Here is a 24,625-nt window from a genome sequence, read left to right as displayed (position 1 = left end):
AACAAAAACGCCTGCAATCAGCAGGCGTTTTTCAATGCAGCTCTTGCTTAAGAGACGGCTGCTTGCACCGGAGCCTTGAACAAGGCCGCAATCTTGCGCTTTGGCTTCATGCCAGCGATCTTGACCGGGGCCGTACGGCTATCCCAGGCAGCAGCTTCAGCAGCAGCACTTGCTTCATAAGGCTTGTCGAAGAACGGATCAGCGGATGCGCGAGGTGCCATACGCGATGGGCGATGAGGATGGCTGGTACGGGGAGCACTGTCAAACTCACGCTCACGACGGGGGCGGAACTCCTCAGCGCTACGGCTTTGGCGCACAGGGCGGAAGTCAGCCATAGGCGCTGGTTCCACCGGAATCTTCTTTTTGATGAGCTTTTCAATCTCGGCGACCTGACGGCTGTCATGGTCAGTGACCAGCGTTACCGCCAGACCCGATGCGCCGGCACGACCGGTGCGGCCAATACGGTGCACATAGTCTTCGGCATTGAAAGGCACGTCGTAGTTAAAGACCGCTGGCACATCCTTGATGTCCAGACCGCGAGCCGCCACATCCGTACAGACCAGGAGATCGACTTCACCGGCCTTAAAGGCTTCGAGCGCTTTCAGGCGTTCGTCCTGGCTCTTGTCGCCATGCAGGGCAGCGGCGCGTAGACCATCACGCTCCAGAGCTCGAGTCAGGCGCGCACAACCGAGCTTGCTGTTGGAGAAGATGAAGGCCTGACGAATCTCGCGCTCTTTCAGTACGGAGCGAATTGCGTAGCGCTTGTCGTCGTCCGTCACCTTGTAAAAACGCTGCTCCACAGTGGAAGCGGTTTCATTGGGGCGAGCAACTTCAATCGTGACGGGGTCTTGCAGGTAGCTACTGGCTAGGCGCTTGATCTCAGGCGAGAAAGTCGCCGAGAACAGCAGCGTGGTACGCGTCTTGGGTAGATGCGACAGGATGCGCTGCAGATCGGGCAGAAAGCCGATGTCCAGCATGCGGTCAGCTTCATCCAGCACCACATATTCCACCTGATTGAGCACCACATTCTTGGCTTCGATGTGATCCAGCAAACGGCCCGGTGTTGCCACCAGCACTTCGACGCCCTTTTTGAGCTCGAGGGTCTGAGGCTTCATGTCCATGCCGCCAAACACCACGGTGCTGCGCAGCTTGGTGTGCTTGGCATACAACGCAATTTGCTGCGCCACCTGATCGGCCAGCTCACGCGTAGGCAACAACACCAGCGCACGCACCGGATGGCGGGCAGGGGACGCAGAAGCATTTTCGTGGCGCATCAGTCGCTGCAGCAAAGGCAGAGAGAACGCCGCTGTCTTGCCTGTACCCGTCTGGGCAGCGCCCATGACGTCCTTTCCGGTCAGTACAACCGGAATGGCCTGCGCCTGAATCGGAGTCATGGACTCATAGCCCATGTCGGCAACAGCGCGAGCCAGGGGCTCAGCCAAGTGAAGATTGGAGAAAGAGCTTGTCATTGAGGGCGTTATTGTCGCACCGAGTGGGTTTTTCGCGTTGGCTTTGTGATTTTTTGGCGTCCGATCAGCTTTGCGCCCTGTGTTTACAGAGACACGCAGGCCGTTCAATACCCCGTGCAATTTACCGGGATAACCCGGATTTCAGCAGGGTAACTCCCCAAAAAGAAAGGCGTGTGACTCAACACACGCCTTTGTCAGACAAGCAGAAAGTTTAAAGCGACTGGGCAGCGAAGGTGTCGCAGGCCTTGACGCTGCCGGTTTTGTAGCCCTGTGTGAACCAGCGTACACGCTGAGCGCTGGAGCCGTGGGTGAAGCTGTCAGGACGCACGGTGCCAGTGGCTTCGCGCTGCAGCTTGTCGTCGCCAATCTGCTGGGCGGCATTCATGGCCGACTCGATATCGCCCTGCTCAAGCCAGCTCTTGGCCTGCTGCGACTTGTTGGCCCAGATGCCCGCCAGGCAGTCTGCCTGCAGCTCAAGGCGCACAGACATGGCGTTTTGCTCACGCTCGCTCACGCGGCCTCGCATGGCATCGACCTTGCCAGAGATACCCAGCAGGTTCTGCACATGGTGGCCCACCTCATGGGCAATCACATAGGCGCGGGCAAATTCGCCAGGAGCGCCCAGCTGGCGACTCATGGTGTTGAAAAAGTCCATATCCAGGTAGACTTTGAAGTCACCGGGACAGTAAAACGGGCCCATGGCAGACTGGCCTGTGCCGCAGGCCGTGCGCGTCACACCGGTGAACAGTACCAGTCTTGGGCTCTGATACTTTGCGCCGCCATCACGAAAGATCTGACTCCATACATCTTCGGTCGAAGCCAGCACGGTAGAGACAAACTTGGCGCCCTGATCATCCGCCGCCGGGCGCTGCGCAGGCGCTTGCTGCTGCACCTGGGGCGAGCCACCGCCAGAGAGCATGCCAATCGTCGTCAGCGGGTTGATGCCAAAAACACCCCAGCCGACCAGCGCCAGCACCACGGTGCCGATGCCAATGCTTCGGCCTCCAATGGGAAAACCACCACCGCCACTACTACCACCGTCACCACGGCGGTCTTCAACGTTATCTGACTCGCGGTTGCCTTCCCATTTCATGGTGCTTACTCCTTTGTTGTCTTGCACATGGCCTGCGCCGGGTGGCGATATTAAGGGCTCCCGCTCAAATTTGACGTATCAGGCTGTGCTTTTGTCACTTGGAAAAACTTTGCCCACCATTGTTTACCTTTGGCGCGCTATTCAACGCCCGGCTGGGCTTGAAACCAGCGTCATACCCGAAGGACTTTGCGCCGCATCGGGCTGGTTGCGCGCCATCTGCTCTTCCACCACATTCACCATGCTCAGCAGCAGATAGGCCACGGCCAGCAGGCCGACGATGGCGAGGATGACAGAAATCCATAATTTGCCGGACGAAGACTTGCGCACTGCAGCCGTCTGCTGCTGGGTCGGCTCATAGGCCTGCGCAGCGCCGCCCTCTCGCCAGACTGGCTCGGACTGCCCATGGCTCGAAGGCGCCTGTGTCCAGGAGGGGTCTTTGCGTTGTTCTGTTCGAGAAGATGAGCCAAACATATGTGCAAAAAATCAATCAATAAAACAGACGATATTGTGCGCGCAGGTCACGCCTTCCCAAAGCGTTGATGCAGTGATCTCATGTCGGCTAACACCGGGCCCGGCTTGCACTTTTGTAAGCTCTGCCTCTACCTCCTTCCCTTCTTTTACCTCTGGCCCGCATGACCATGAATACTCACTCCCAGCCCCGCTCTGCATTTCTCGATGCCAAGGCCACTGCGGCACTGCTGCCGTGGACGGCTCTGGCCGACGAGGTAGAAGCACTTTTGCGTCAGCTGCAAAACAGCTCCAGTGTGTCGGTTCCGCCACGCATCGTCATGCCGACTGCGCCCGGAAACTGCCTTTTCTGCATGCCCGCCACCGATGGGCAGGTGGTCATGACCAAGCTCATCAGCTTCACGCCCGGCAACGCACAGGCGGGCAGGCCCACCATTCAGGGCGACATCGTCGTCTTTGATGCCGCGACGGGAGAGCGCCAGCTGATTCTGGATGGCCCCACCATCACCGCTCGCCGCACAGCCGCCGTGTCTTTGCTGGCCGCGCGAAAGTTGGCTGCGCAGCCGGATGGCCCTTTGCTCATCATCGGCGCGGGTGTGCAGGGCAGCGCGCATTTGCAAGCCTTTGCCCAAGGGCTGGGCACGCAAGAGGTCTGGATTTACTCGCGCAGCCACAGCAGTGCACAAAGCCTGCTGACGCAGGCACAGGCGATGGGTATGCGTGCGCAGATTACCGATGATCTGGCTCTGGCCGCACGCCACTGCCCTCTGATCGTGACCTGCACACCCGCACAGGCCGTGGTCTTGCACGAAGCGCCCCGCCCCGATGCCTTTGTCTGCGCTGTGGGCGCTTTTACGCCGCAGATGGTCGAGCTGGCCCCCGAGCTGTGCCAGCGCTTTTTGCAGCAGGGCCAGATCGTGGTCGACACCGAAGATGCCGAGCACGAAGCGGGCGACCTGCTGCAAGCCGGCATTGATGTCGCCGCCCTGCCCAATCTGGCCACCATAGTGCAGCAAAACTGGATGCGGCCGACTGGCCCTGTGCTCTTCAAATCCTGCGGCTGGGGCGGGTGGGACCTAGCTGCCACGCGCCTGGCCCTGCGACAACACCAGTCTGCGCAAGTGGCATAAACACTGAAGTGGCTTGGCGCAACGCTCCTTTTTCAGAAGCGAATAGCGCTTTATACATAAGCGCTACAGCCATTTCTCATTGAAATATTGCCCCTCATACGACTGCATCGTCAGCCAGTCAAATCAGCCCTGACTTTCAGCGCAGATGACAAATTCTGAAAAACACGCTTTAATAATACTCAAATTGAGTATAAATATTTAACAGAACAACTCAGGATGGAGACAATGCCAATCAAGACCGTGGAATTCGACCAGCCCGCCCTGGGCGCCAATGCCAATGGCAGCGCCCAGTGCAGCATCGGTCAGGCCTGGGCCAGAGTGCTGCCCGAGCAAGATCAGGCGCAGCAGCGCCAGACTGCCCAGCGAATCAAAGCCTTGCTAAAGGAGCGCAACGCCGTCATGGTGGCCCACTATTACGTGGATGGTGCGCTGCAAGATCTGGCCCGCGAAACCGGTGGCTGCGTGGGCGATTCACTGGAGATGGCACGCTTTGGTGCCGAGCACCCCGCCACCACTTTGATAGTGGCAGGCGTACGCTTCATGGGCGAGACGGCCAAAATTCTGAGTCCCGAGAAGAACGTACTCATGCCCGATGGGGACGCTACCTGCTCCCTCGATCTGGGCTGCCCGGCCGATGAATTCAGCCAGTTCTGCGACGCCCACCCCGACCGCACCGTGGTCGTCTACGCCAATACCAGCGCCGCCGTGAAGGCACGGGCCGACTGGGTCGTCACCTCATCGGTGGGGCAAGACATCGTGGCTGCCCTGCATGCGCGCGGCGAAAAAATCCTCTGGGCACCTGACCGCCATCTGGGCAGCCATATCCAAAAGCAGACCGGGGCCGACATGCTGCTGTGGCAAGGCAGCTGCGTGGTGCACGATGAATTCAAGGCCGATGAACTCCAGGCGCTGGCCGACCAGCACCCCGAAGCTGCCATTCTGGTGCACCCCGAATCGCCTGCCGAAGTCACCGCACTGGCCGATGTGGTGGGCTCCACCACCCAGTTGATTGCCGCCGTGGGCAGCCTGCCCACCAGCATCTTTATCGTCGCCACCGATCTGGGCATTCTTCACGATATGCGCCTGCGCTATCCCGGCAAGACCTTTCTGGCCGCGCCCACCGCAGGCACGGGCGGCAGCTGCAAGAGCTGCGCCTTTTGCCCGTGGATGGCCATGAACAGCCTGCACGGCGTGGAGCAGGCACTGCTGCACCGCCAAGGCGTGATTGAGCTGGATGCGACCCTGGGACTTGCCGCCCGCAAGCCCATTCAGCGCATGCTCGACTTCGCCGCCGCCCAGCGCCAGCGCGTGCAGGCAAGCGGCGACATGGTGCAAGACACCGCCCTGTTCCAGAACTTCGGCCCCGCCTGAGAGCCCGCCATGCCCTACTCCAAAACTTGCACCGATGTGCTCATCATCGGCAGCGGTCTGGCCGGCATGTCGCTGGCTCTGAGCCTGCCCGCCACGCTGCGCATCACCCTGCTCAGCAAAGGCCGTGCCGATGAATGCGCCAGCGCATGGGCTCAGGGCGGCATTGCCGCCGTACTGGATGCCAGCGACAGCCTTGAAGCCCATGTCCAAGACACGCTGATCGCCGGCGCAGGCCTGTGCGATGAAACCGCCGTGCGCCGCATTCTGGAGCAAGGGCCGGACGCCATTGCCTGGCTGCAGCAGCATGGCGTGCCTTTCAGCACTCAGGCCAATGGCCAGCTGCACCTGACCCGTGAAGGCGGCCACCGCGCGCGGCGCATCGTCCACGCCACAGACCGCACCGGGCTGGCCGTTCACCAGCGCTTGCTACAGGCCTGCCAGAGCCTTGGCCACATCACCCTTTTACAACACTGCACCGCCATTGAACTGCTGCAAGACGCCCAGCGCCGCTGCGTGGGTGCCACCGTGCGCAATGCCGATGGCCGCCAGCAGCGCATGCTGGCCAGCCATACCGTACTGGCCACCGGCGGCATGGGGCAGATCTACCCCAGCACCACCAACCCCGCCGGCACGACGGGCGATGGGATTGCCATGGCCTGGCGCGCAGGCTGCGCGGTGCGTGATCTGGAATTCATGCAGTTCCACCCCACGGCTCTGCACATCAATGGCAAGGCTGTGGGTCTGGTGTCTGAAGCCCTGCGCGGCGAAGGTGCGCTGCTGCGCCTGCCCGGCAAAAATGGCAACCCCGGCGAACGCTTCATGCTGCGCCATGACTCGCGGGCCGAACTGGCGCCGCGCGACATCGTGGCCCGCGCCATTGATACAGAAATGCGGGTGCACCAACTGTCCCATGTGCTGCTGGACATTACCCAGCAGAGCCGCGACTGGCTGGCCCAGCATTTCCCCGGCGTCATGGCCTTGTGCGTGGCTCACGGCATTGACATTGCCACCCAGCCCATTCCTGTCGCGCCCTGCGCCCACTACACCTGCGGCGGCGTGCAGGCCCATTTGGATGGGCGCACCAGCGTGGCCGGGCTGTGGGCGATTGGCGAAGTAGCCCGCACCGGCCTGCATGGTGCCAACCGGCTGGCCAGCAATTCCCTGCTGGAATGCGTGGTCATGGGCCGCGCCGCTGCGCTGCGCATGGCCGATCTGCCCTTGCTCAAACACCCCACAATTCATAGCAATCAGCGCAATGAGAGCAGCGGGTTCAGCCCGATCAGCCAGCAAGAAATGCAGCTCAATCTGCAGCAGCTCATGCAGCAAAACGTGGGCATTGTGCGCAGCAACCACAGTCTGATTGCCGCCGCCAAGCAGCTGGTGCTGTGGCGATCACAGTGGCGTGGTGCAGACCATGCCCTGCGCAACCAGCTCGTGCTGTGCAGCCTGATGGTGGACGCAGCCCTGCAGCGCCACGCCAGCGTAGGCGCGCACTGCAATCTGGACTGGCCCATGCGGGAAGCCGCTGCGGCTTGAGTACCTGCTGAAAACAAAAAAGCCCGCTGCAGATACAGCGGGCTTTTTTGATGAGGCTCTTAGGCCATCAGGCGCGGGGCAATGTCACGCCATGCTGGCCTTGATACTTGCCGTTGCGGTCCTTGTAGCTGGTCTCGCACTGCTCGTCCCCCTGGAAAAACAGCACCTGGGCACAGCCTTCGCCAGCGTAGATCTTTGCGGGCAGCGGCGTGGTGTTGGAGAACTCCAGCGTCACATAGCCTTCCCACTCGGGCTCAAACGGCGTCACATTGACGATGATGCCGCAGCGCGCGTAGGTGCTCTTGCCCAGGCACACGGTCAGCACATCACGCGGAATACGGAAGTACTCCACCGTACGGGCCAACGCAAAACTGTTGGGCGGGATGATGCAGTAGTCGCCTTCCATGTCGACAAAGCTCTTTTCGTCGAAATTTTTGGGGTCGACCACGGTGCTGTGAATATTGGTGAAGACCTTGAATTCACGCGCGCAGCGAATGTCGTAGCCGTAGCTCGATGTGCCGTAGCTGATGACCTTCTTGCCGTCGACCTGGCGCACCTGGCCGGGCTCGTAGGGCTCGATCATTCCGTGCTGCTCCGCCATCTGACGGATCCATTTGTCGCTCTTGATGCTCATTGGAAATCCTGTATCGCTTGGTTTTTGATAGCGCTATATGGCTATGTAACCAGCGCAAGACCGCTATTTTGCTTGAGAAACAATGGTTTGCTCAATCAGGCGGTCATCTCCCAGGATGATCATGGCAAACAGCAGCTCATCCAGATTGCGCGCCTGCGCCGTCTTGCGCGCCAAGAGCGGCGTGCAAGCGGGGTTGATGACCACAAAGTCCGCCTCACAGCCCGGCTGCAGATTACCAATCACGCTCGCCAGCCCCAGCGCCCGTGCTGCGCCCGCCGTGTGCTGCCACCACAGGTTTTGTGGCGACAGGCTCTGGCCCTGCTTGGCGTGGCCCTCGCGCCCCACCACATAGGCGGCCTGCATGGTGCGAAACGGAGAAAAGCTCATGCCGCCGCCCACATCGCTGGCCAGACCGTAGAGCATCTGGGCTTGATCGGCCTTGAGGTAGTCGAAGTAGCCGCTGGACAGGAACAGATTGCTGGTCGGACTCACTGCGGCTGCCGAGCGGGTGCTCTGCATCAACTGGCGATCGGTTTCATCCAGCCAGATGCTGTGCGCGTACACCGCCCGCTCGCGCATCAGGCCAAAGTCGTCGTACACGGCCAGATAGCTGCGCGCCGCAGGGAACAGCTCTTTGACCCAGGCGATTTCGTCCAGATTCTCGGCCACATGGGACTGAATCCAGACATCCGAATATTTGGCCGCCAGCTCGCCCGCACCGCGCAATTGCGCCTCGGTGCTGGTGGGCGCAAAGCGCGGGGTGATGGCGTAGCCCAGGCGATCCACACCATGCCAGCGATTGATCAGGGTTTCAGTGTCGATCAGGCCTTGCTCGGTATCGTCGCGCACGCCGTCGGGGCTGTTGCGGTCTTGCAGCACCTTGCCGGCAATCATGCGCATGCTGCGCTTTTGCGCCGCCGTCATGATGGCATCGACCGATGCGGGGTGCGATGTGGCAAAGGCCAGCGCCGTGGTCACGCCGTTGCGCAGCAGCTCATCCATGAAGAATTCGGCCACGCCATCGGCGTATTCGCGGTCATGAAAGCGCGACTCGTGCGGGAAGGTGTAGTTCTCCAGCCAGGGCAGCAGGCCGGGGGCCGGTGCGCCGATCACATCGGTCTGCGGGTAGTGAATGTGCATATCCACAAAACCCGGCGCCAGCAGCTTGCCGTGCAGGTGAATGACTTCCACCCCTTCGCGTTGAATGTACTGGTCAGCCAGCGCCTGCCAGCTGCCGGCAGCCACTACGCGCTGACGGCCAGAGGCATCTGACGCCACGGCCAGCAGGGCGTCGGAATCATAAACAGCCTGGCCGTCATCGGCAAAGCGCAGCAAGGCACTACGGTAGATTTTCATGAGCAAGAGCTTACGCGCCAGACCCGGCAAGCGGAACACGGCGGCGCTTATAGGGGCTATACGATTGAGCGCAGGCCAGCCTTGATTCGCTATCAAAAACAAAGCTGATTGCGCTTGTAAAACATCGACTTCATGAATATTCATTCATAAAAACAAGTTCTGGCAGACGCCAGCAGCTACGATTTTAAAAGCGCTGCAAAACAGCAATGAGCGCGGCAAGCTGCCGATCGCGCCTTCAGCCAGTTCATCTTCAGAGTCTGTATATCGGTCAGTGCGACTCCGGCAGGGATGCGCACCGCGCCGCAGTTGTCAGGCAACAGAGCTTTGCTACGGCAAATGCTTACTCGATACAGGCCTTGGCCACGGCCAGAAAGGCGCGCACGGCGGGGGAGTTTTCTCGCTCGCGGTAGGCCAGCGCCATATGCACTTGTTCTTTAAAGTCGCGCAGCGGCCTGAAGATGACGCCGGGCTGGTTCACCAGCCGGTTGGACTCTGGCAGCACCACAATGCCGTAGCCCGCAGCCGCCAGACTGGTGGCGGTAATGAAGTCGTTGACACGATACGCCTCGCGGGCTGAAAAGCCTGCCGCCTCGGCCAGCCGCGCCAGCACGTCGGCAAAGCCCTCGCTCTCATTCACAAACTGCGGTGCGATAAAGGTCTGGCCACGCAGGTCGGCGGCGCTGATGGTGTCATTGCGCGCCAGCGGGTGGTTCTCGGCCATGGCGACCATAAAGGGCTCGCTGTGCACGATGATGGCTTTGACGCCCTCTGGGTAGCGGCGGCGCGGGCGCAGCAGCCCTGCATCAATCTCGCCTTGCTGCAGGGCCTGCAACTGGCGCGGTGTTTCCATGGCCAGCACCTGCATTTGCACCTGTTCATGGCCGGGCCTGAACCGGGTCAGCACCCGCGCCAGCATGCCCGAGGTCACGGCCGACGAGATATAGCCCAGCTTGACATGGCCGCTCATGCCCTGTGCGGCCAGCAGGCCGATTTGCTGAGCACGCTCCATGTGGCGCAGCACGGCCACGGCTTCTTCATAAAGCAGCTCACCCGCATCGGTCAGCGTGATGGGTTTGCGCTTGTTGCGCTGCAGCAGACGCACGCCCAATTGCTGCTCCAGCTGCTGCACCTGCACGCTGACGGCTGACTGAGCCACCCCCAGCTTGTCTGCGGCGCGAGAGAAATGCAGCTCCTGGGCCACTGTGACGAAGTGCTCTAGTTGCCTATAGCTGAGCATGAAAACCTTTTAATCTGAATTAATTATTAAAGAATGCATTTCAACCCGTAGATCGTATCAAACAAGAAGTGTTCAATCACACCATTCCTGATTGAAGTAACCACCCGCCATGAACGCTACAACCCCCCAGAACCTGATCCAGCCAGCCAATTACGAGATCGCTCCCCACCCAGAGCACCCTCGCCTGCTGAAGTTGACGCTGAACCCTGAAGCTCTGTCTGCCTACCTCGCCGACGTGAAGAGCATCGACGTGCAGAACCTGGAGTACGTGCCCTTCATGCGCTTTCACATCGCCCGCCGCCTGATTGCCCATCTGGGTCAGGACTTTGCGGACACACTGGTGCGCATCGTCAAAGACCGCAAGCACGGCGGCTTTGTGCTGGGTCTGGAAGGCCTGACACAGGACAGCGACGAATACGTGAAGTTCGGTACTGCCATCGGCCACATCCTTGGCCCAAGCAACCACGACTCCATGTCCAACAAGTACTACGCGCGCTTCCTGGTCAAGCACACGGACGCCAGCGACTCCTACCTGCGTCAGGCCTATCGCCTGTTCACCATGCACACCGACGGCACCTTCGTGACCGAAGCCACCGACTGGCTGCTAATGATGAAATTCGACGAAAAGAACGCCGTGGGCGGCGAGTCGCGTTTCCTGCACCTGGACGACTGGAGCGAGCTGGACCGCTTTGTGCAAGACCCCATGGGTGCCAAGCCCCTGCTGTACAAGGCTCCCGGCTCCAAGAACGTGAACGAGCGTGTGGAACGCCCCGTGTTCTTCCACGGCGAGTTCGGTCTGTCCATGTCTTTCATCGACCAGTTCGTGCAGCCTGCCAACGATGCAGAAGCCAATTACCTGCAGAATCTGTCGGAATCGATGGAAAATTCACCCGGTACCCGTACCGTGAGCCTGCCCGCAGGCGATCTGGTGGTGCTGAACAACTACTTCTACGTGCACGGCCGCGCACCTTTTGAGCGCAACGAGCAACTGCACCGCGAGCTGATGCGCCAACGTGGCACATTTGCTCAGTAACGCCTGACATTTAGATATTTCTGTCACGCCCCCGTGCACCGCAAGTGTGCGGGGGCGTAGCCAGTTAAGACCCCTGACTTTCGCTCTCGAAGCTCCTACCATGGCATCGTCACAAGCCCCCTCTGCAAACCCAGCACCCGCCCCTAAAGCGCAAGCCGCCTACGGCCAACGCGCAGGGCTCCCCCGTCATCTGCAGAACATCTTGTCGCTGCAGGACTTCGAGGCCGCCGCCCGCAAACACCTGCCCCGCCCCCTCTACGGCTATGTCTCGGGCGCAGCAGAAGATTGCGTCTCCTTGCAGGCCAACCGCGACAGCTTTCAGCAATACGGCTTCAGCTCCAAGGTCATGGTCGATGTGTCGCAGCGCAACCAGAAGGTCGAGCTGTTCGGCCAGACCTGGGACTCGCCGTTTGGCGTAGCGCCCGTGGGCATCAGCGCCATCAACGCTTACCGGGGCGATCTGGTGCTGGCGCAAACGGCTGCCGCCAACCGCATTCCCGCCATCATGAGCGGCACCTCCCTCATCCCCATGGAAGACGTGGCCAAGGCCGCACCTTCCACCTGGTTTCAGGCCTATCTGCCCGGCGACACCTCGCGCATTGATGGCCTGATCGACCGCATCGAAGCGGCAGGCTTTGGCACCTTGGTCATCACCGTGGACATCCCCGTCTGGGCCAACCGCGAAAACAATGTGCGCACCGGTTTCTCGATGCCGCTGCGCCCCTCCCTGCGCCTGGCTTATGACGGCATCACCCGCCCGCGCTGGATGGTGGGCACCATGCTGCGCACGCTCATCAACCACGGCATGCCGCACTTCGAGAACTCGTTTGCCACGCGCGGCGCGCCCCTGCTGTCCAACACTGCCATCCGTGACACAGCCGGCCGTGACCACCTGAACTGGAAGAACATCGAGCGCATTCGCCAGCGCTGGAAGGGCAATCTTGTCATCAAGGGCATCCTGAACGAAGACGATGCAGTGATGGCCACGGACATCGGCGCGCAAGGCATCGTGGTCTCCAACCACGGCGGCCGCCAGCTCGACGGTGTGGTCGCCCCGCTGCAAATGCTGCCCTATGTGGTGGACCGCGTAGGCCACCGCACCGCCGTGATGATGGACAGCGGCATCCGCCGCGGCAGCGATGTGCTCAAGGCTGTGGCCCTAGGTGCGCGCATGGTGTTTCTGGGTCGCCCCTTTATGTACGCCGCCGCCGTGGGTGGTGCGCAAGGCGTGGACCACGCCATCACGCTGCTGCGCGATGAAGTCGATCGCAACATGGCCATGCTGGGTGCGACATCCATGGCCGAAATCACCAAAGACTGCTTACGGAAAAAGTCGGCCTGAACTCAAGTCTGAGAGCGTGTAAATGATCTGCGCGATCAGCACGCGCTCAAACCTCAAACCCTGAGGACAAAGCGTCTTTGAGGTGATCTACAAATGACGCAATACGGGACGACAAAGCCGTGTTGCGGTAGTACACCGCATTGATAGGCTGGCGAACCTCCAGAGTCTGGTCCGGAAAAAGCTGCTGCAGTCTCCCCGCTTGTCGCTCGGTCTGAGTCATGAAATCCGACAGGCAAACAATGCCAGCACCTTGCAGCGCCAGCTCCAGCAATGTTTCTCCGCTGCTGGCGCGTACCATCGGCGCTATATGCAGCGCCTGACCATCAGCACCGACCAGCGGCCAGTCATTCAGAGACTCTGGCTGCATAAACCCCAGCAGCGGGTGCTGCGTTAGCTCTTCCACACTGCGCGGCACACCGTGCTCTGCCAGATAGGCTGGGCTGGCCAGCACGCGAATACCGCTGCTGGCAATGGGCGTGGCATGCAGGCTTGAATCTTTGAGGCTACCTATACGAATCGCCACATCGGTGCGCCGCTCCAGCAGGTCAATCACGCCCTCGTTGCTCGTCAGCTCAAGCTGCACCCGCGGGTAACGCGCACGGTAACTGGCCACCAGCGGCACGATGACATGGCGCATGAACGGCGAGGCGGCATCCACCCGCAACCGCCCCTCTGGCTGATTGCGGCGCTCCGTCATCAGCTCCTCGGTCTCCTGCACAGACGCCACGATCTGCCTTGCCCGCGTCAGAAATGTCGCCCCTTCTTCGGTCAACTCCAACCGCCGGGTGCTGCGACGCATAAGCGTGGTACTGAGCTTGGCTTCCAGCCTCGCAAGCGTACGACTGGTGGCCGAAATGGTTTGCCCCAGTTGCTCAGCCGCGCCGGTGATGGAGCCACTGTCCACCACCGTGATAAAGGCCTGCATTTCATCGAGTGTAATTTTCATATTTGAATTTTTATCAAATATTTTTTACCCATACATGTCTTTTTAGTTAATAAACAAAAGAACACACTTGCGCAGTTGTCAGCCCCGCACGGGGTTGATCGTTATCGCAACCGGGGTTCCGCCAAGGAATGCCCTCAAGGAGTTTTTTGTATGAACCATGTTCCAGCTTTCGGCGTGGGCACTTTTCGCCTGCAAGGCCAGGTCGTTGTTGATTCCGTGCGCAAGGCACTCGAAGTCGGTTACCGGGCTATCGATACGGCACAGATCTATGGCAATGAAGCAGAAGTAGGCCAAGCCATACGAGAAGCCGCTATTCCACGCGAGCAGCTCTTCATCACCACCAAGATCTGGGTGGAAAACTTGTCCAGCAGCAAGCTCATCCCCAGCCTGCAGGACAGCCTGCGCAAGCTGGGTACCGAGCAGGTAGACCTGACACTGATTCACTGGCCCGCCTTTCAGAACGTCACTCTGGAAGAGGCCATGACGGCACTGGCCGAAGCCAAGGCTCTGGGCCTGACGCGTCTCATAGGCGTCTCCAACTTCAATATCGACCTGACGCAGCAAGCCATTGCCGCCGTTGGAAAAAGCGAAATCGCCACCAACCAGATCGAGTTAAGCCCCTATCTGCAAAACCCCAAGCTGGTGAGCTTTCTGCAAAGCCAGCAAATTGATGTGACCTCCTATATGACGCTGGCCTACGGCAAGGTGCTGGGCGAGCCTGTCATCGCACAGATTGCACAGAAGCACCAGGCAACGCCAGCACAAGTAGCGCTGGCATGGGCCTTGCAGCGCGGCTTTGCGGTCATTCCGTCCTCCACCAAACGCGAGAATCTGGCCAGCAATCTGCTGGCGCAGAACCTGCAGCTGACAGACAGCGAAATGGCAGAGATGGCCCGACTGGAGCGCAATGGACGCGAGGTCAACCCCGAAGGACTCGCCCCCCTCTGGGACTGAGTCGGCACACCGCAAACAGATCGCCATTTATGCAAAAAAACCTGAATCCACGCTGGCCGCTGCTGGCCTTGGCCGTGGGTGCCTTTGGCATCGGCATGACCGAATTCACCCCCATGGGTCTGCTTCCAGTCATTGCCGATGGCGTGGGTGCCAGCATTCCAGAAGCTGGCATGCTGATTACCGCCTATGCGCTGGGCGTCATGATCGGGGCTCCCATCATGACGCTGGCTTTGGGCCGCATTCGCGTCAAAACCGCCTTGATATCGCTGATGGGCATTTTTGTCATTGGCAACATGCTGGCGGCGGCGGCTCCCGGCTACTCCACGCTGTTGATGGCGCGGCTGGTAACCAGCTTGAACCATGGCGCATTCTTTGGCCTGGGCTCCGTGCTCGCCGCCAGCCTGGTGCCCAAAGACAAGCAAGCCAGTGCGGTGGCTGCCATGTTTCTGGGCCTGACTATTGCCAATATCGGCGGTGTCCCTGCAGCCACATGGGTGGGCCAGCAAATTGGCTGGCGCATGGCGTTTGTGCTGACGGCGGCTCTGGGTGTAGTTGCCATGGCAGCACTGGCCATCACGCTGCCGCGCGGCGAAGTGGGAAAGATGCCGGACGTGCGCCGCGAGTTGCGTGTACTGACCCGGCCCCAGGTTCTGCTGGCTCTGGGGACGACCGTGATGGGCGCAGGCGGCATGTTCACGCTCTATACCTATGTGGCACCGGTGCTGCAAAGCATGACGGAGGCAACGCCCAATTTTGTCACTCTGTCGCTGGTCATCATCGGCCTGGGCTTCACGATTGGGAACTGGCTGGGCGGGCGGCTAGCCGACTGGTCGCTGGATGGCAGCACCAAGCTATTCCTAGCTGCATTGGCGCTCATCATGCTGGCATTGCCCTTTGTCCTGCCCTCAAAGGCCGGAGCGCTGCTGGGCTTACTGGTCTGGGGCATTGCGACCTTCGCCATCGTGCCGCCGGTGCAGATCAGGGTCATGCAGGCTGCGGCAGAAGCGCCTGGCCTCGCGGCCTCAGTCAACATCGGCGCTTTCAATCTCGGCAATGCGCTGGGTGCTGCCGCCGGGGGGGCAGTGATTTCGGCGGGCTGGGGTTATGCATCAGTGAGCTGGGCAGGAGCTGCGCTAGCGGCTGCGGGTTTGAGCCTGGTCATTGGTGGATCACGAAGCGCTCGCAGACTGGCCTCGGCTTAAGCAACGCACCCAGCACTGGCAGACACCTCCTAAGATAGGGCGCTTGAATAACTAAAAGGAGAGCGCCATGCCCATGTTTGTAGACCACTCGCCCGCTGGCGAATGCATTTTCTGCAAGCTCGCAAAAGGGGAAATCCCATCGGCCAAAGTCTATGAGGACGATCTGACCATCGCCTTCATGGACATAGGCCAGGCCACGCGCGGCCATGTGCTGGTGGCCAGCAAGCGCCATGCCGTCAATCTGCTGGAGCTGACGACTGAGGAAGCCGGTGCCGTGATGCAGACGGCCCAGCGCGTGGCGGCAGCGGTGAACAAGGCTTTCGATCCCGACGGCATCAATATCTTCCAGGCCAATGGCGCACCGGCGGGGCAGACGGTGTTTCACTTCCATCTGCATGTGCTGCCGCGTTTTGAGGGCGATGGCCTGTCGGTCGTCTGGCAGCGCGAGGAGCCCGGCTTTGCCGTGCTGGGACAACTGGCTGAAGAGATCAAGGCTCAGCTTTCCTGAATCTTGCCACTATTAAAAAAAGAGCTGCCAGCGTTTGATGCATAAGCGCTGGAAGCTCTTTTTACTTCTAAATCACTCTTAGTGTGATTCAGCGGTCTTGATGGCATCCGCCACTTGCGATGGCGTCACATCTCCCTTTTGCCGACCCCAGCGCACGCGCATGTAGTTGACCAAATCGGCCATATCTTCATTGCTGAGCTGCTCGGCAAAGCCGGGCATGGCCTGCATGCGCTCGCCATGGGCCAGGTCGCGCTCGGGCAGACCTTCGCGGATCACGCGCACCAGATTCAGCGGCGTGGGGAACATGGCCGTGGTGTTGGTATCCAGGCGCAGCGAGGAATGCGGCTGGCCTTGGCCATCGACACCATGACAGCCTGCGCACAGACCGACATAGACACGTTCGCCATTGGCCGACACCGGCGTTTGCGGGGCCTCGGCAGGCTGGGCTGGTGCAAGCTGTGGCTTCTCGCCCTGCATCAGATAGGCGGCCATGGCCTTGAGATCGCGCTCGTCCAGATGCGAGCTGGAATGTTCGAGCACGGGGAACATGCCCATGGTCATCACGCCCTGGGATGACAGGCCGGTGCGCAGAAACTGCACCAAGTCCTGCTCGCTCCAGCCACGCTCGGCCATGGCCTTGGGGCGCAGATCGGGGGCATAGGCGCCTTCGATCACATTGCCTGCCAGTGACTTTTTGAGGTCCATGGCAAAGCTGGCGGTGCGCGGTGTGTGGCATTCGCCGCAGTGCCCCATGGTGTTGACCAGATAGGCACCGCGATCGAGCGTATTGGCGGCTTCAGGCACACCGCCAAGGTTTTGCTCGCCCGATGGGCGCTCCAGCGCATTCCACAAAGCCAGACCGGGGCGTATGCTGAACGGGAAGTTCATCTCGGGCTGGCGATTGGCGACTTCCACCGCAGGCTGGGCCTGCAACCAGACCCACAGCGCATCGACGTCGGCACGCGTGATGTCGTGGTAGCTGGCGTAAGGCATGGCCGGGTACAGGTTCTTGCGCCCCGGAGCCATGCCGCGCGCCACGGCGCGGTACAGGTCGTCGGCCGACCAGGTGCCTATGCCATGCTCCTTGGAGGGCGAAATGTTCGTTCCATACAACGTGCCCATGGGCGTGACCATGGCCATGCCGCCCGCCAGCTCAGCACCTGTGGTGGGCGAGCTATGGCAGGCCGCGCAGTCGGCGGCGCGAAATACCTGCAGACCCCGGTCAGACAGCTTCTGCTTTTGCTCGGGGCTGATGCTGGCAAAGTCCACCGTGGCAGCAGGCACGCTGCCGCTGGAACTGCCGACGATGTACATGCCGCCCAGCACCACCACGGCGGCAGCGGCAATGCCCGCCGCAATCTTGGTCAACTTGCTGCGTTGGGTTTTATCCATGGCGGCTGACCTCCCGCGTGCGCTGGCCCGTGGTCAGGCCGGGCGTGGCCAGAATCAGGTCGCGCACGGCGTGGTAGTAACGCACATAGCCGGTGCAGCGGCAGATATGCTTGTCCAGAGCGGCTTCCACGGCCTCTTCCACCGCATTGGCTGCCACGGGTTTGGCGCGCAGTTGCTCCATCAGCACGGTGGCCGAATTCACAAAACCCGGTGTGCAATAGCCGCACTGGAAAGAGAAATGCTCTAGAAAAGCCTGTTGCACGGCCGAGGCCACGGGCTGACCCTTGTCATCGGTGCTGGCCGCGCCTTCGATGGTGCGAATGCTTTTGCCGTTGAGCCAGCTGACGCCGGTCACGCAGGCTGGCACCGTGTGCGAGCCCTTGCCGGGCTCATCGACGATGACGGTGCAGGCACGGCACACGCCCTGGCCGCAGCCCAGACGGGTGCCGGTCAGGGCCTGATATTCCTGCAGAAACTCGATCATCATCAGGTCCTGCGGCAGATCGTGAGGACCGGTCTTCTGACCGTTGATGGTGGCGGAAAACTGGATACGTTGCTGCATCACAATGCCTTCTTGATTCGTTCCGCGCTCAGCGGCAATTGATAGAAACGCTTGCCGGTGGCATGGGCCACGGCATTAGCGCAGGCAGCAACCACGGGAATCATCACCACTTCGGCAATGCCCTTGGGCGGATCGGTACGCGAGACCGGCGGCAGCACATGGCCCTCGGCTGTCCACACCGCCAGCTCGCTGGCGCGCGGCAGGTGATAGCGGTTGAAGCTCCAAGTGCCATTGCCGGGGCCGGTGGGGCCCAATGGCAGCTCTTCATACAGTGCGTGACCGATACCCATGGCCACGCCGCCCTGCAACTGACCCGAGACCAGCTCGGGCACGATTTGCGAGCCGCATTCCAGCCAGGTCTTGTGGCCCAACAAGCTCACTTTGCCGGTGCCGGTAGATACAGCCAGCTCCACCAGGGTGGCGCAAGGTGCGTAATACACCGCTCCCGCCGCCAGGCGATGCACGGGTGGATAGCTGACCTTGACGCGCGGCTGAAAGGCGTAACCGGCGCTGTCCATGGCCGCTTTCTTCGCGGCATCGGCACCCTTGCCAAAACGCACGGACAGAGCGTCGATCTCGGCGCTAAAGCGCTGACCGCCCAGCTCAAACTCGGCACTGGCCCAGGAGCGACGGTTGAAGGTATGGACGCAGACGCCCGTGACCAGACCCAGCTCATGGGCACGCGCGGCCAGGCGCTCGAAGCTCAAAGGCTCCATCGCTCCGGCGACCAGCTTGCCGTCCACCCATTCGGCCTGATCCAGCGTGACCGGCATGCCCTGCAGCGGACCGCCAAACGGATTGCCCCAGATGGACAGCGCCGCAGGCCATAGACCGTGAGCCAGCAGCAGCTTGGCCGCCTGACGCGTAGTGTGAGTGAAGTAATAGGCAGAGTTGGAGGCCGACTGTGGCGATGTGAAGCTGGGCACCCAGTAAGGGTCTTGCGACTGACGGTCTTCATCGACCTGGGGCGTGGAATTGGGCTGCTCCTGCGTGTGCACCGGCATCTCGGGCCATTTCTGGGCGGCGAACTCCACCTCGTCCACAGGGCGACCCAGAAAGGGCTGCGCTGCCAGCATCTGCGCGGTACTGGTGCCCGTGCCGATTTCTGCCGTGATGTGCTTCATCTTGAGCTTGCCCTCGGGCGACAGCTCAATCAGCGCCAGCGCGGCCTCACCGGCGGTACCAAAGCTTTTTTGCACCGAAGCAAAGCCCACGCCGTAGCGCATGCCGGGGTTGGCGGCTTCGTACTCGGCCTTGCGCTTGGCGCGGTTCGTCCACACGGAATCTTTCGCCGCCAGCGCCAGAATTTCGCCAATGCGCAGATGACCTGCGGGCACGGCCCCCTGGGTGTTGCGCAGACCTGTGCGCAGCATGTTCTTCTGGCGCAGCGCAATCGCATCCATGCCCAGCTGGTCGGCAATTTCGTCGACCAGCATCTCGGTGGGTGCCATGGACTGCAAGGTGCCGTAGCCGCGCACCGACCCGGCCGTCACCTCGCTGCTGGGGTAGACCGCCACGGACAGATCGCTTTTGGGAAAGTAGTACACGGACTGCGAGGACGCCACGCCCAATGTGCCCACCGAGGGGCTGAAATTCATGGTGCCGCCGCCGTCGCCGCGCATGTCCACCGAGAACGCCTGAAACTGGCCTGCAGCATCCACGGCGATCGTGGTCTTGAGGTCGAACGGGTGGCGCTTGAGCGCGAACTGGAAATGCTGCCATCGGTCCAGTGCCAGGCGCACGGGCCGACCTTCGGCATACAACGCAGCCAGTGCCACGTAGTACGGGAAGGAATGGTGCTCCTTCTGGCCGTAGCCCACAGTGAAAGCGCTCAGGTAGTCCATCTCATGAAGCGCAAAGCGGCTGGCCTTGAGCATGCCGACCATATGGCCCGCCGTGGCGTAAGGTGCCTGTGTGGCACCGACCATGTGCATCACGCCCTTGGCGCTCTCGTACCAGGCCAGACCGTTTTCCGGCTCCAGCGCTGCAGGCTCCATGGACTGGCTGTGATAGTCGCGTGAGAAGACCTTCACCCCTTCAGGCGGCTGCTTGAGCAGTTGCTGAATGTCAGCCGAGTACTGCATGGCTTTGCCGTGCTTGGGGTGGTCCACACCCGGCCACTGCACTTCAGGACCGGTGAGCTGGGGACGAATAATGCCGTCCGTCAGCGGCGCGTAGAGATCGGGTTCGTCATGTTTCTCAGCGCCCATACGCACATAGCGCGCGGCCACATAAGGCTTGCGCTGGGGCGGCGTAGCCGCCGCGCCATATTTGAAGATGCCATCATTGAAGCGCAGCAGGCGCACGGCCTGGCGATAGCGCTCGTAGTCATGCCAGATACCCAGCGCCACGGGCTGGCCCAGCATGGGCGAGACTTGACCCTTAGACAAGAAGTAGCTGCCGTAAAAACCCGGCTCGGGCATGCGCACACCATCGGCCTCGGCGCGCTCGGCATCCACTAGCACATCGGGGGCAAAGTCCTTGCCCAGCACCGACAGATCCAGACCTTCGTAGATGCAGTCAGCACGCGGAATCATGATCAAGAGCGCGTAGGACTGCTGGGCAGGCCAGCCCGTCATATCTCTGGCGCGCAGATCGATGGCAAACAGCTTCTGCCCCGTGACCTTGGCCATGCCATCGCGCCGGTAGCGCAGTTGCCCGCCTGCCAGCCAGCCGCCCTCCTGCCCTGCAGCAGGCTCGACCATCGCGGCAAGCGCTTGCTCCAGCGGGCGCACGCCGGCAATCACCCCCAGAGCGGCCGCAGCCTTCAAAAAGCTGCGCCGACTCAAATCTGATTTGGGCACATTCATTCTCCATTGAGCAAACCGCAGCGGCCGCGCTGCAGCGCCGTGGTTGCGATTGATTCATTCCTGCCACGCAACCCGCCCAAGAACAGTGCTTGCTGTTCAGTCCTCTGTGGTGGGCAGTCCGTGCTGCCACCTGGATGAACCCCAAATCGATTTGAAGATCATTTCAACAATTCCATATATAAGGAACAGGCAGTAAAGCAAGTTACCCAAATCGATTTGGGCAAAGTAAAGTATACAAAACCTTTACTAATGCTGACTGGGCCTGCTGGAATGACCACCAATGCTTGCAGGGACCTGTCCACTGGCGAGGCAGCGCAGGTCTGATCCAACCGCTTTTTTCCGAGAAACCTCATGGCCGACTCATCCGCCCAACGCATCACCATTGCCGACGTGGCCCGAGAGGCCGGTGTTTCACGCACCACGGTTTCGCACGCACTCAACGGCCGCGGCCAGGTGGATCCCGTCACCCGCAGCAAGGTAGAGGACGTTGCGCGCAGCCTGGGATACCGACCCAACCGCCATGCCCAGCGCCTGCGCACTGGCGGCACCAGCATGATTGCGCTGCTGTCGTCCATGCCCTTCACCGTCTCGGGCGGGCCATCACGGCTGGGGTTTTTCATGGAAGTGGCATCGGTCGCCGCCACTTCGGCGCTGGAGCGCGGCCTAGTCATGGCCTTGGTGCCGCCCCACAGGCCCGATCAGAACACGCTGAACCTGCTCGACATAGACGGCGCTCTGGTCATAGAGCCGCAGGCCGGCGACCCTCAACTGGCTGCGCTGCTGGCACAGGGCCTGCCCGTGGTGTCGATTGGCCGTCCCGGCGGCGACAACATTGACGTTCCCTATGTGGATCTGCTGTCCGGCCCCGCCACGCAAATGCTGCTGACCCATATGCTGGCGCAGGGCGCACAGCGCATTGCGCTGGTGGTTGGCGCTTCGGAACGTACCTCTTACAGCCAGGCCGAGCAGGCCTATGCAGCTATGGCAGCTGGCCACGGCATGCAGCCCGTGACGCTGCGCCTGGATGAAGCGCTGGGAGAGGATGGCGGCTATGCCGCAGCCCGTCAGTTGCTGACAGAGCACCCCGAACTGGATGCCATGCTGGTCATGGTCGATGCCTTTGCCGTGGGCGCAGCCCGCTATGTACAGGAGGCCGGACGGCGCATTCCCGAAGACCTGATGCTGGCCACCCGCTATGACGGCCTGCGTGCACGCAGCTGCGAGCCACCGTTGACGGCTCTGGACCTGCATCTGGAAACCGTGGCACAGCAGGCCGTGGACTTGCTGTTCGAGCATCTGCGCGGCGACATGACGCGGCGCACAGCAAGCAGCCCTCTGCCCAGTCTGGCGCTGCGCCGATCCACACAAAGAAAGCCCAGCTGAATCTCTTCAACGAGGCTTTGCAGTGTTTATCAGGCGCTTGAAACTATCAAAACAATAGCTTCTTGCGCTTTCCAGTATTTGGCTTCAAGCCATTTTCATCCCAATTCTCAAGCAGCAGCAAAACGCGCAAAGACCGCGTCCAGCTGTGCAATCCAGACGCTCTTCTGGGCATCGCTGGCAAAGCTGGCTTCCAGACTATTGCGCGCCAGCTGGTAAGCCTCGTCTGCGCCCATGCCCGTCGCGGCAAAGAGCTGGGTGTAGTTCTCGTTGACATAGCCGCCAAAGTAGGCCGGGTCGTCCGAGTTGATCATGACCTTGAGGCCTGCCTTCAAGAGACGCGACAGGTTGTGATCCGCCAGGTCTTTGACCACACAGAGCTTGAGATTGGACAGCGGGCAGACCGTGAGCGGAATCTGCTCCTTGGCCAGTCGCGCCATCAGCTGCTCGTCTTTTTCAGACTGCACACCATGGTCGATACGCTCCACATTCAGTACATCCAGCGCGCCCCAGATATAGGCGGGCGGGCCCTCTTCACCGGCATGCGCGACAAGGCGCAGGCCCAGTTCCTTGCAGCGTGCAAACACGCGCTCGAACTTCTCGGGCGGGTTGCCCAGCTCGCTGCTGTCCAACCCCACGCCGATAAAACGGTCGCGCAGCGGCAGTGCAGCCTCCAGCGTCTGCAGGGCACTTTCTTCGCTCAGGTGGCGCAAGAAGCTCAGAATCAGCGTGGCCGAGATGCCTTGCTCAATCTGCGCATCGCGGCAGGCGCGGTACAGGCCGTTGATGATGGTTTCCATGGCCACACCGCGTTCGGTATGGGTCTGGGGGTCGAAGAAGATTTCCGTGTGCACCACGTTATCGGCCACGGCGCGGTTCAGGTAGGCGCGCGCCATGTCGTAGAAATCTTGTTCGTGCAGCAGCACGCTGGCACCCGCGTAGTAGATATCTAGAAAGCTCTGCAGATCAGTAAAGGCGTAGGCGGCACGCAGCGCTTCCACGCTGTCATAGGCCAGCTTCACGCTGTTGCGCTGGGCCAGCGCAAAGATCAGCTCAGGCTCCAGCGAGCCTTCGATATGCATGTGCAGCTCTGCCTTGGGCATGGCTTGCAGCAATTCGGGCAGGCGCGCAGTCTCGATAGGGGGGACGGAATGTTTCATCAGCAAACTCCGAAGGTGATACCTTGAGATTTGAGGAAGCGGCGATAGGCCGAGGACATACGGTCAGCTGCCGAGTGCATTTCCGCACGTGGGTCCAGCGGCAAAGCCTTGGGCAGTTGCGATTCCAGCACGGGCTGGTCCTGCACAAAGATGGTGTGCTGGAATGTTTGCAGCTGCTCGTCGGTCGATTCAAAGTCTGCCACAGCCAGGCGGAACCAGACACGGCTGATCTCCGGAGTGACGGGGCAGATGAACAGGCCAATCTGCTCGCGCCAGCCTTGCTTGGAGCTGCCTTCTTCAGGAATTTTGGTCAGCACGGCGGTGTAGGGAGCCGTCACCTCGTAGGTGTATTCGACTTCAGCCGCCTGTGTGGAGTGCAGGTTGGACTGGGGTTGCACGGCCTTGCAGCCTGTGGCGATAACGCCAGTATCCTTGGCCTCGACCTTGTAAGTCGCCATGGCCGTGGCATCGCGGCTGCCCAGCCAGCCTTCGTGCACAAAGCCGAAGTGGGACATGTCCAGGAAGTTCTCAATGATGCGGGGTGCACTGGCGGCCACGTCGTAAGGGCCGCAATTCACTTTGCGCAGGTGCTCATCAGACTCGGCAGCGAACACGGGCAGCTGGCTGTCGCTAGATTCCAGGCGCACCCAGACCAGGCCATAGGCTTCCTGCACTTCAAAGGCCTTGACGCACTGCGATGCAGGGGGCTTGAAGTCAGGCACGGCGGGTACTTTGACGCACTGGCCGCCCGTCGAGAATTGCCAGCCGTGATAAGGGCACTCAAGATTGCCGTTTTCCACGCGGCCCATGGACAGGCGCGCGCCGCGATGCGGGCAGCGGTCCACAAAAGCCTGGACCTCACCTTCAGCATTGCGCCACAGCACCACAGGCTGCTCCAGAAGCTGAACGGGAAAGGGGGCGCTCACTATTTCAGAAGATTGGGCAACAGGATGCCAGAGGGTACGTTCAGTCATGGGGTTATTCATCTTTATCAAAACAAAGGGCCGCTCTGCGGCGGCCCTGTCACAGCCAAAAAGGCTGG

General features: G+C 61.0%; 21 protein-coding genes. 9 read left to right on the top strand and 12 right to left on the bottom strand.

Features of this window, described 5'->3' with window-relative positions; all coding sequences use genetic code 11:
• Positions 1-47 precede the first annotated feature (47 nt).
• The 3 genes from CLU84_RS03995 to CLU84_RS03985 all read right to left on the bottom strand — a co-directional run bounded on the left by CLU84_RS03995 (position 48) and on the right by CLU84_RS03985 (position 3,033).
• On the bottom strand, positions 48-1,469 hold the full coding sequence (locus tag CLU84_RS03995; protein ID WP_099736042.1) for a DEAD/DEAH box helicase: 1,422 nt from the start codon (positions 1,467-1,469) through the stop codon (positions 48-50).
• Positions 1,470-1,680: 211 nt separating this feature from the next.
• Positions 1,681-2,562 (bottom strand): neutral zinc metallopeptidase, encoded by an 882-nt coding sequence (locus CLU84_RS03990; protein WP_099736041.1) that lies wholly within the window; start codon positions 2,560-2,562, stop codon positions 1,681-1,683.
• Positions 2,563-2,703: 141 nt separating this feature from the next.
• Positions 2,704-3,033, bottom strand: coding sequence for a hypothetical protein (locus CLU84_RS03985; protein ID WP_099736040.1), 330 nt, complete (start codon positions 3,031-3,033; stop codon positions 2,704-2,706).
• A 167-nt stretch (positions 3,034-3,200) separates the two neighbouring features.
• Between CLU84_RS03985 and CLU84_RS03980 the strand changes: the two genes are divergently transcribed.
• From CLU84_RS03980 to nadB, 3 genes are all read left to right on the top strand, one after another.
• Positions 3,201-4,160, top strand: coding sequence for a delta(1)-pyrroline-2-carboxylate reductase family protein (locus CLU84_RS03980; RefSeq protein ID WP_099737848.1), 960 nt, complete (start codon positions 3,201-3,203; stop codon positions 4,158-4,160).
• A 225-nt stretch (positions 4,161-4,385) separates the two neighbouring features.
• The gene (gene nadA, locus CLU84_RS03975) at positions 4,386-5,531 is read left to right on the top strand and encodes a quinolinate synthase NadA (protein WP_099736039.1); all 1,146 of its coding nucleotides are present in this window, start codon (positions 4,386-4,388) and stop codon (positions 5,529-5,531) included.
• Positions 5,532-5,540: 9 nt separating this feature from the next.
• Complete coding sequence (gene nadB / locus CLU84_RS03970; RefSeq protein ID WP_099736038.1) at positions 5,541-7,067, top strand: L-aspartate oxidase; 1,527 nt, start codon at positions 5,541-5,543, stop codon at positions 7,065-7,067.
• Positions 7,068-7,134: 67 nt separating this feature from the next.
• Here nadB and dcd read toward each other — a convergent pair whose 3' ends face one another.
• The 3 genes from dcd to CLU84_RS03955 all read right to left on the bottom strand — a co-directional run bounded on the left by dcd (position 7,135) and on the right by CLU84_RS03955 (position 10,294).
• A complete protein-coding gene (dcd, locus tag CLU84_RS03965; protein WP_099736037.1) occupies positions 7,135-7,701 on the bottom strand; it encodes a dCTP deaminase in 567 nt (188 codons plus the stop codon).
• A gap of 63 nt (positions 7,702-7,764) precedes the next feature.
• Complete coding sequence (guaD, locus tag CLU84_RS03960) at positions 7,765-9,057, bottom strand: guanine deaminase (RefSeq protein WP_099737847.1); 1,293 nt, start codon at positions 9,055-9,057, stop codon at positions 7,765-7,767.
• A gap of 340 nt (positions 9,058-9,397) precedes the next feature.
• On the bottom strand, positions 9,398-10,294 hold the full coding sequence (locus CLU84_RS03955) for a LysR family transcriptional regulator (RefSeq protein ID WP_099736036.1): 897 nt from the start codon (positions 10,292-10,294) through the stop codon (positions 9,398-9,400).
• A gap of 109 nt (positions 10,295-10,403) precedes the next feature.
• Between CLU84_RS03955 and glaH the strand changes: the two genes are divergently transcribed.
• Both glaH and CLU84_RS03945 read left to right on the top strand, forming a co-directional pair.
• On the top strand, positions 10,404-11,327 hold the full coding sequence (gene glaH, locus CLU84_RS03950; protein WP_099736035.1) for a glutarate dioxygenase GlaH: 924 nt from the start codon (positions 10,404-10,406) through the stop codon (positions 11,325-11,327).
• A gap of 100 nt (positions 11,328-11,427) precedes the next feature.
• The gene (locus CLU84_RS03945; RefSeq protein WP_099736034.1) at positions 11,428-12,669 is read left to right on the top strand and encodes an alpha-hydroxy acid oxidase; all 1,242 of its coding nucleotides are present in this window, start codon (positions 11,428-11,430) and stop codon (positions 12,667-12,669) included.
• A 46-nt stretch (positions 12,670-12,715) separates the two neighbouring features.
• Here the strand turns inward: CLU84_RS03945 and CLU84_RS03940 are convergent, their stop codons facing one another.
• Entirely contained in the window at positions 12,716-13,615 is a 900-nt protein-coding gene (locus CLU84_RS03940; protein ID WP_099736033.1) for a LysR family transcriptional regulator, read from the bottom strand.
• A gap of 150 nt (positions 13,616-13,765) precedes the next feature.
• Between CLU84_RS03940 and dkgB the strand changes: the two genes are divergently transcribed.
• The 3 genes from dkgB (at position 13,766) to CLU84_RS03925 (ending at position 16,279) form a co-directional block, all read left to right on the top strand.
• Complete coding sequence (gene dkgB, locus CLU84_RS03935) at positions 13,766-14,569, top strand: 2,5-didehydrogluconate reductase DkgB (RefSeq protein WP_099736032.1); 804 nt, start codon at positions 13,766-13,768, stop codon at positions 14,567-14,569.
• A gap of 29 nt (positions 14,570-14,598) precedes the next feature.
• Positions 14,599-15,771 carry an MFS transporter gene (locus CLU84_RS03930; RefSeq protein ID WP_099736031.1) on the top strand — a complete coding sequence of 391 codons (1,173 nt, stop codon included), beginning with the start codon at positions 14,599-14,601 and terminating at the stop codon, positions 15,769-15,771.
• A gap of 67 nt (positions 15,772-15,838) precedes the next feature.
• Positions 15,839-16,279 (top strand): HIT family protein, encoded by a 441-nt coding sequence (locus CLU84_RS03925; protein WP_099736030.1) that lies wholly within the window; start codon positions 15,839-15,841, stop codon positions 16,277-16,279.
• Between the two features lie 78 nt (positions 16,280-16,357).
• Here CLU84_RS03925 and CLU84_RS03920 read toward each other — a convergent pair whose 3' ends face one another.
• From CLU84_RS03920 to CLU84_RS03910, 3 genes are read right to left on the bottom strand one after another with little or no spacing between them, the layout of a single operon-like run.
• Positions 16,358-17,671, bottom strand: coding sequence for a cytochrome c (locus tag CLU84_RS03920; RefSeq protein WP_099736029.1), 1,314 nt, complete (start codon positions 17,669-17,671; stop codon positions 16,358-16,360).
• On the bottom strand, positions 17,664-18,233 hold the full coding sequence (locus CLU84_RS03915; protein ID WP_099736028.1) for a (2Fe-2S)-binding protein: 570 nt from the start codon (positions 18,231-18,233) through the stop codon (positions 17,664-17,666). Before CLU84_RS03915 ends, CLU84_RS03920 begins: the two co-directional genes overlap by 8 nt.
• Positions 18,233-21,043, bottom strand: a complete 2,811-nt coding sequence (locus CLU84_RS03910) for a xanthine dehydrogenase family protein molybdopterin-binding subunit (RefSeq protein ID WP_099736027.1) — start codon at positions 21,041-21,043, stop codon at positions 18,233-18,235. Before CLU84_RS03910 ends, CLU84_RS03915 begins: the two co-directional genes overlap by 1 nt.
• Before the next feature lie 351 nt (positions 21,044-21,394).
• Between CLU84_RS03910 and CLU84_RS03905 the strand changes: the two genes are divergently transcribed.
• On the top strand, positions 21,395-22,426 hold the full coding sequence (locus CLU84_RS03905) for a LacI family DNA-binding transcriptional regulator (RefSeq protein ID WP_099736026.1): 1,032 nt from the start codon (positions 21,395-21,397) through the stop codon (positions 22,424-22,426).
• Positions 22,427-22,533: 107 nt separating this feature from the next.
• On the opposite strand, the gene CLU84_RS03900 is transcribed toward CLU84_RS03905, so the two are convergent.
• Positions 22,534-23,583 carry an adenosine deaminase gene (locus CLU84_RS03900; RefSeq protein WP_099736025.1) on the bottom strand — a complete coding sequence of 350 codons (1,050 nt, stop codon included), beginning with the start codon at positions 23,581-23,583 and terminating at the stop codon, positions 22,534-22,536.
• Positions 23,583-24,557 (bottom strand): aromatic ring-hydroxylating dioxygenase subunit alpha, encoded by a 975-nt coding sequence (locus tag CLU84_RS03895; protein ID WP_099736024.1) that lies wholly within the window; start codon positions 24,555-24,557, stop codon positions 23,583-23,585. Before CLU84_RS03895 ends, CLU84_RS03900 begins: the two co-directional genes overlap by 1 nt.
• Positions 24,558-24,625 lie beyond the last annotated feature (68 nt).

Origin of the sequence: Comamonas sp. 26 (genome assembly GCF_002754475.1) — a bacterium.
In the GTDB taxonomy this organism is placed as follows: domain Bacteria; phylum Pseudomonadota; class Gammaproteobacteria; order Burkholderiales; family Burkholderiaceae_C; genus Comamonas.
This window is presented reverse-complemented; position numbering and strand designations above follow the sequence as displayed.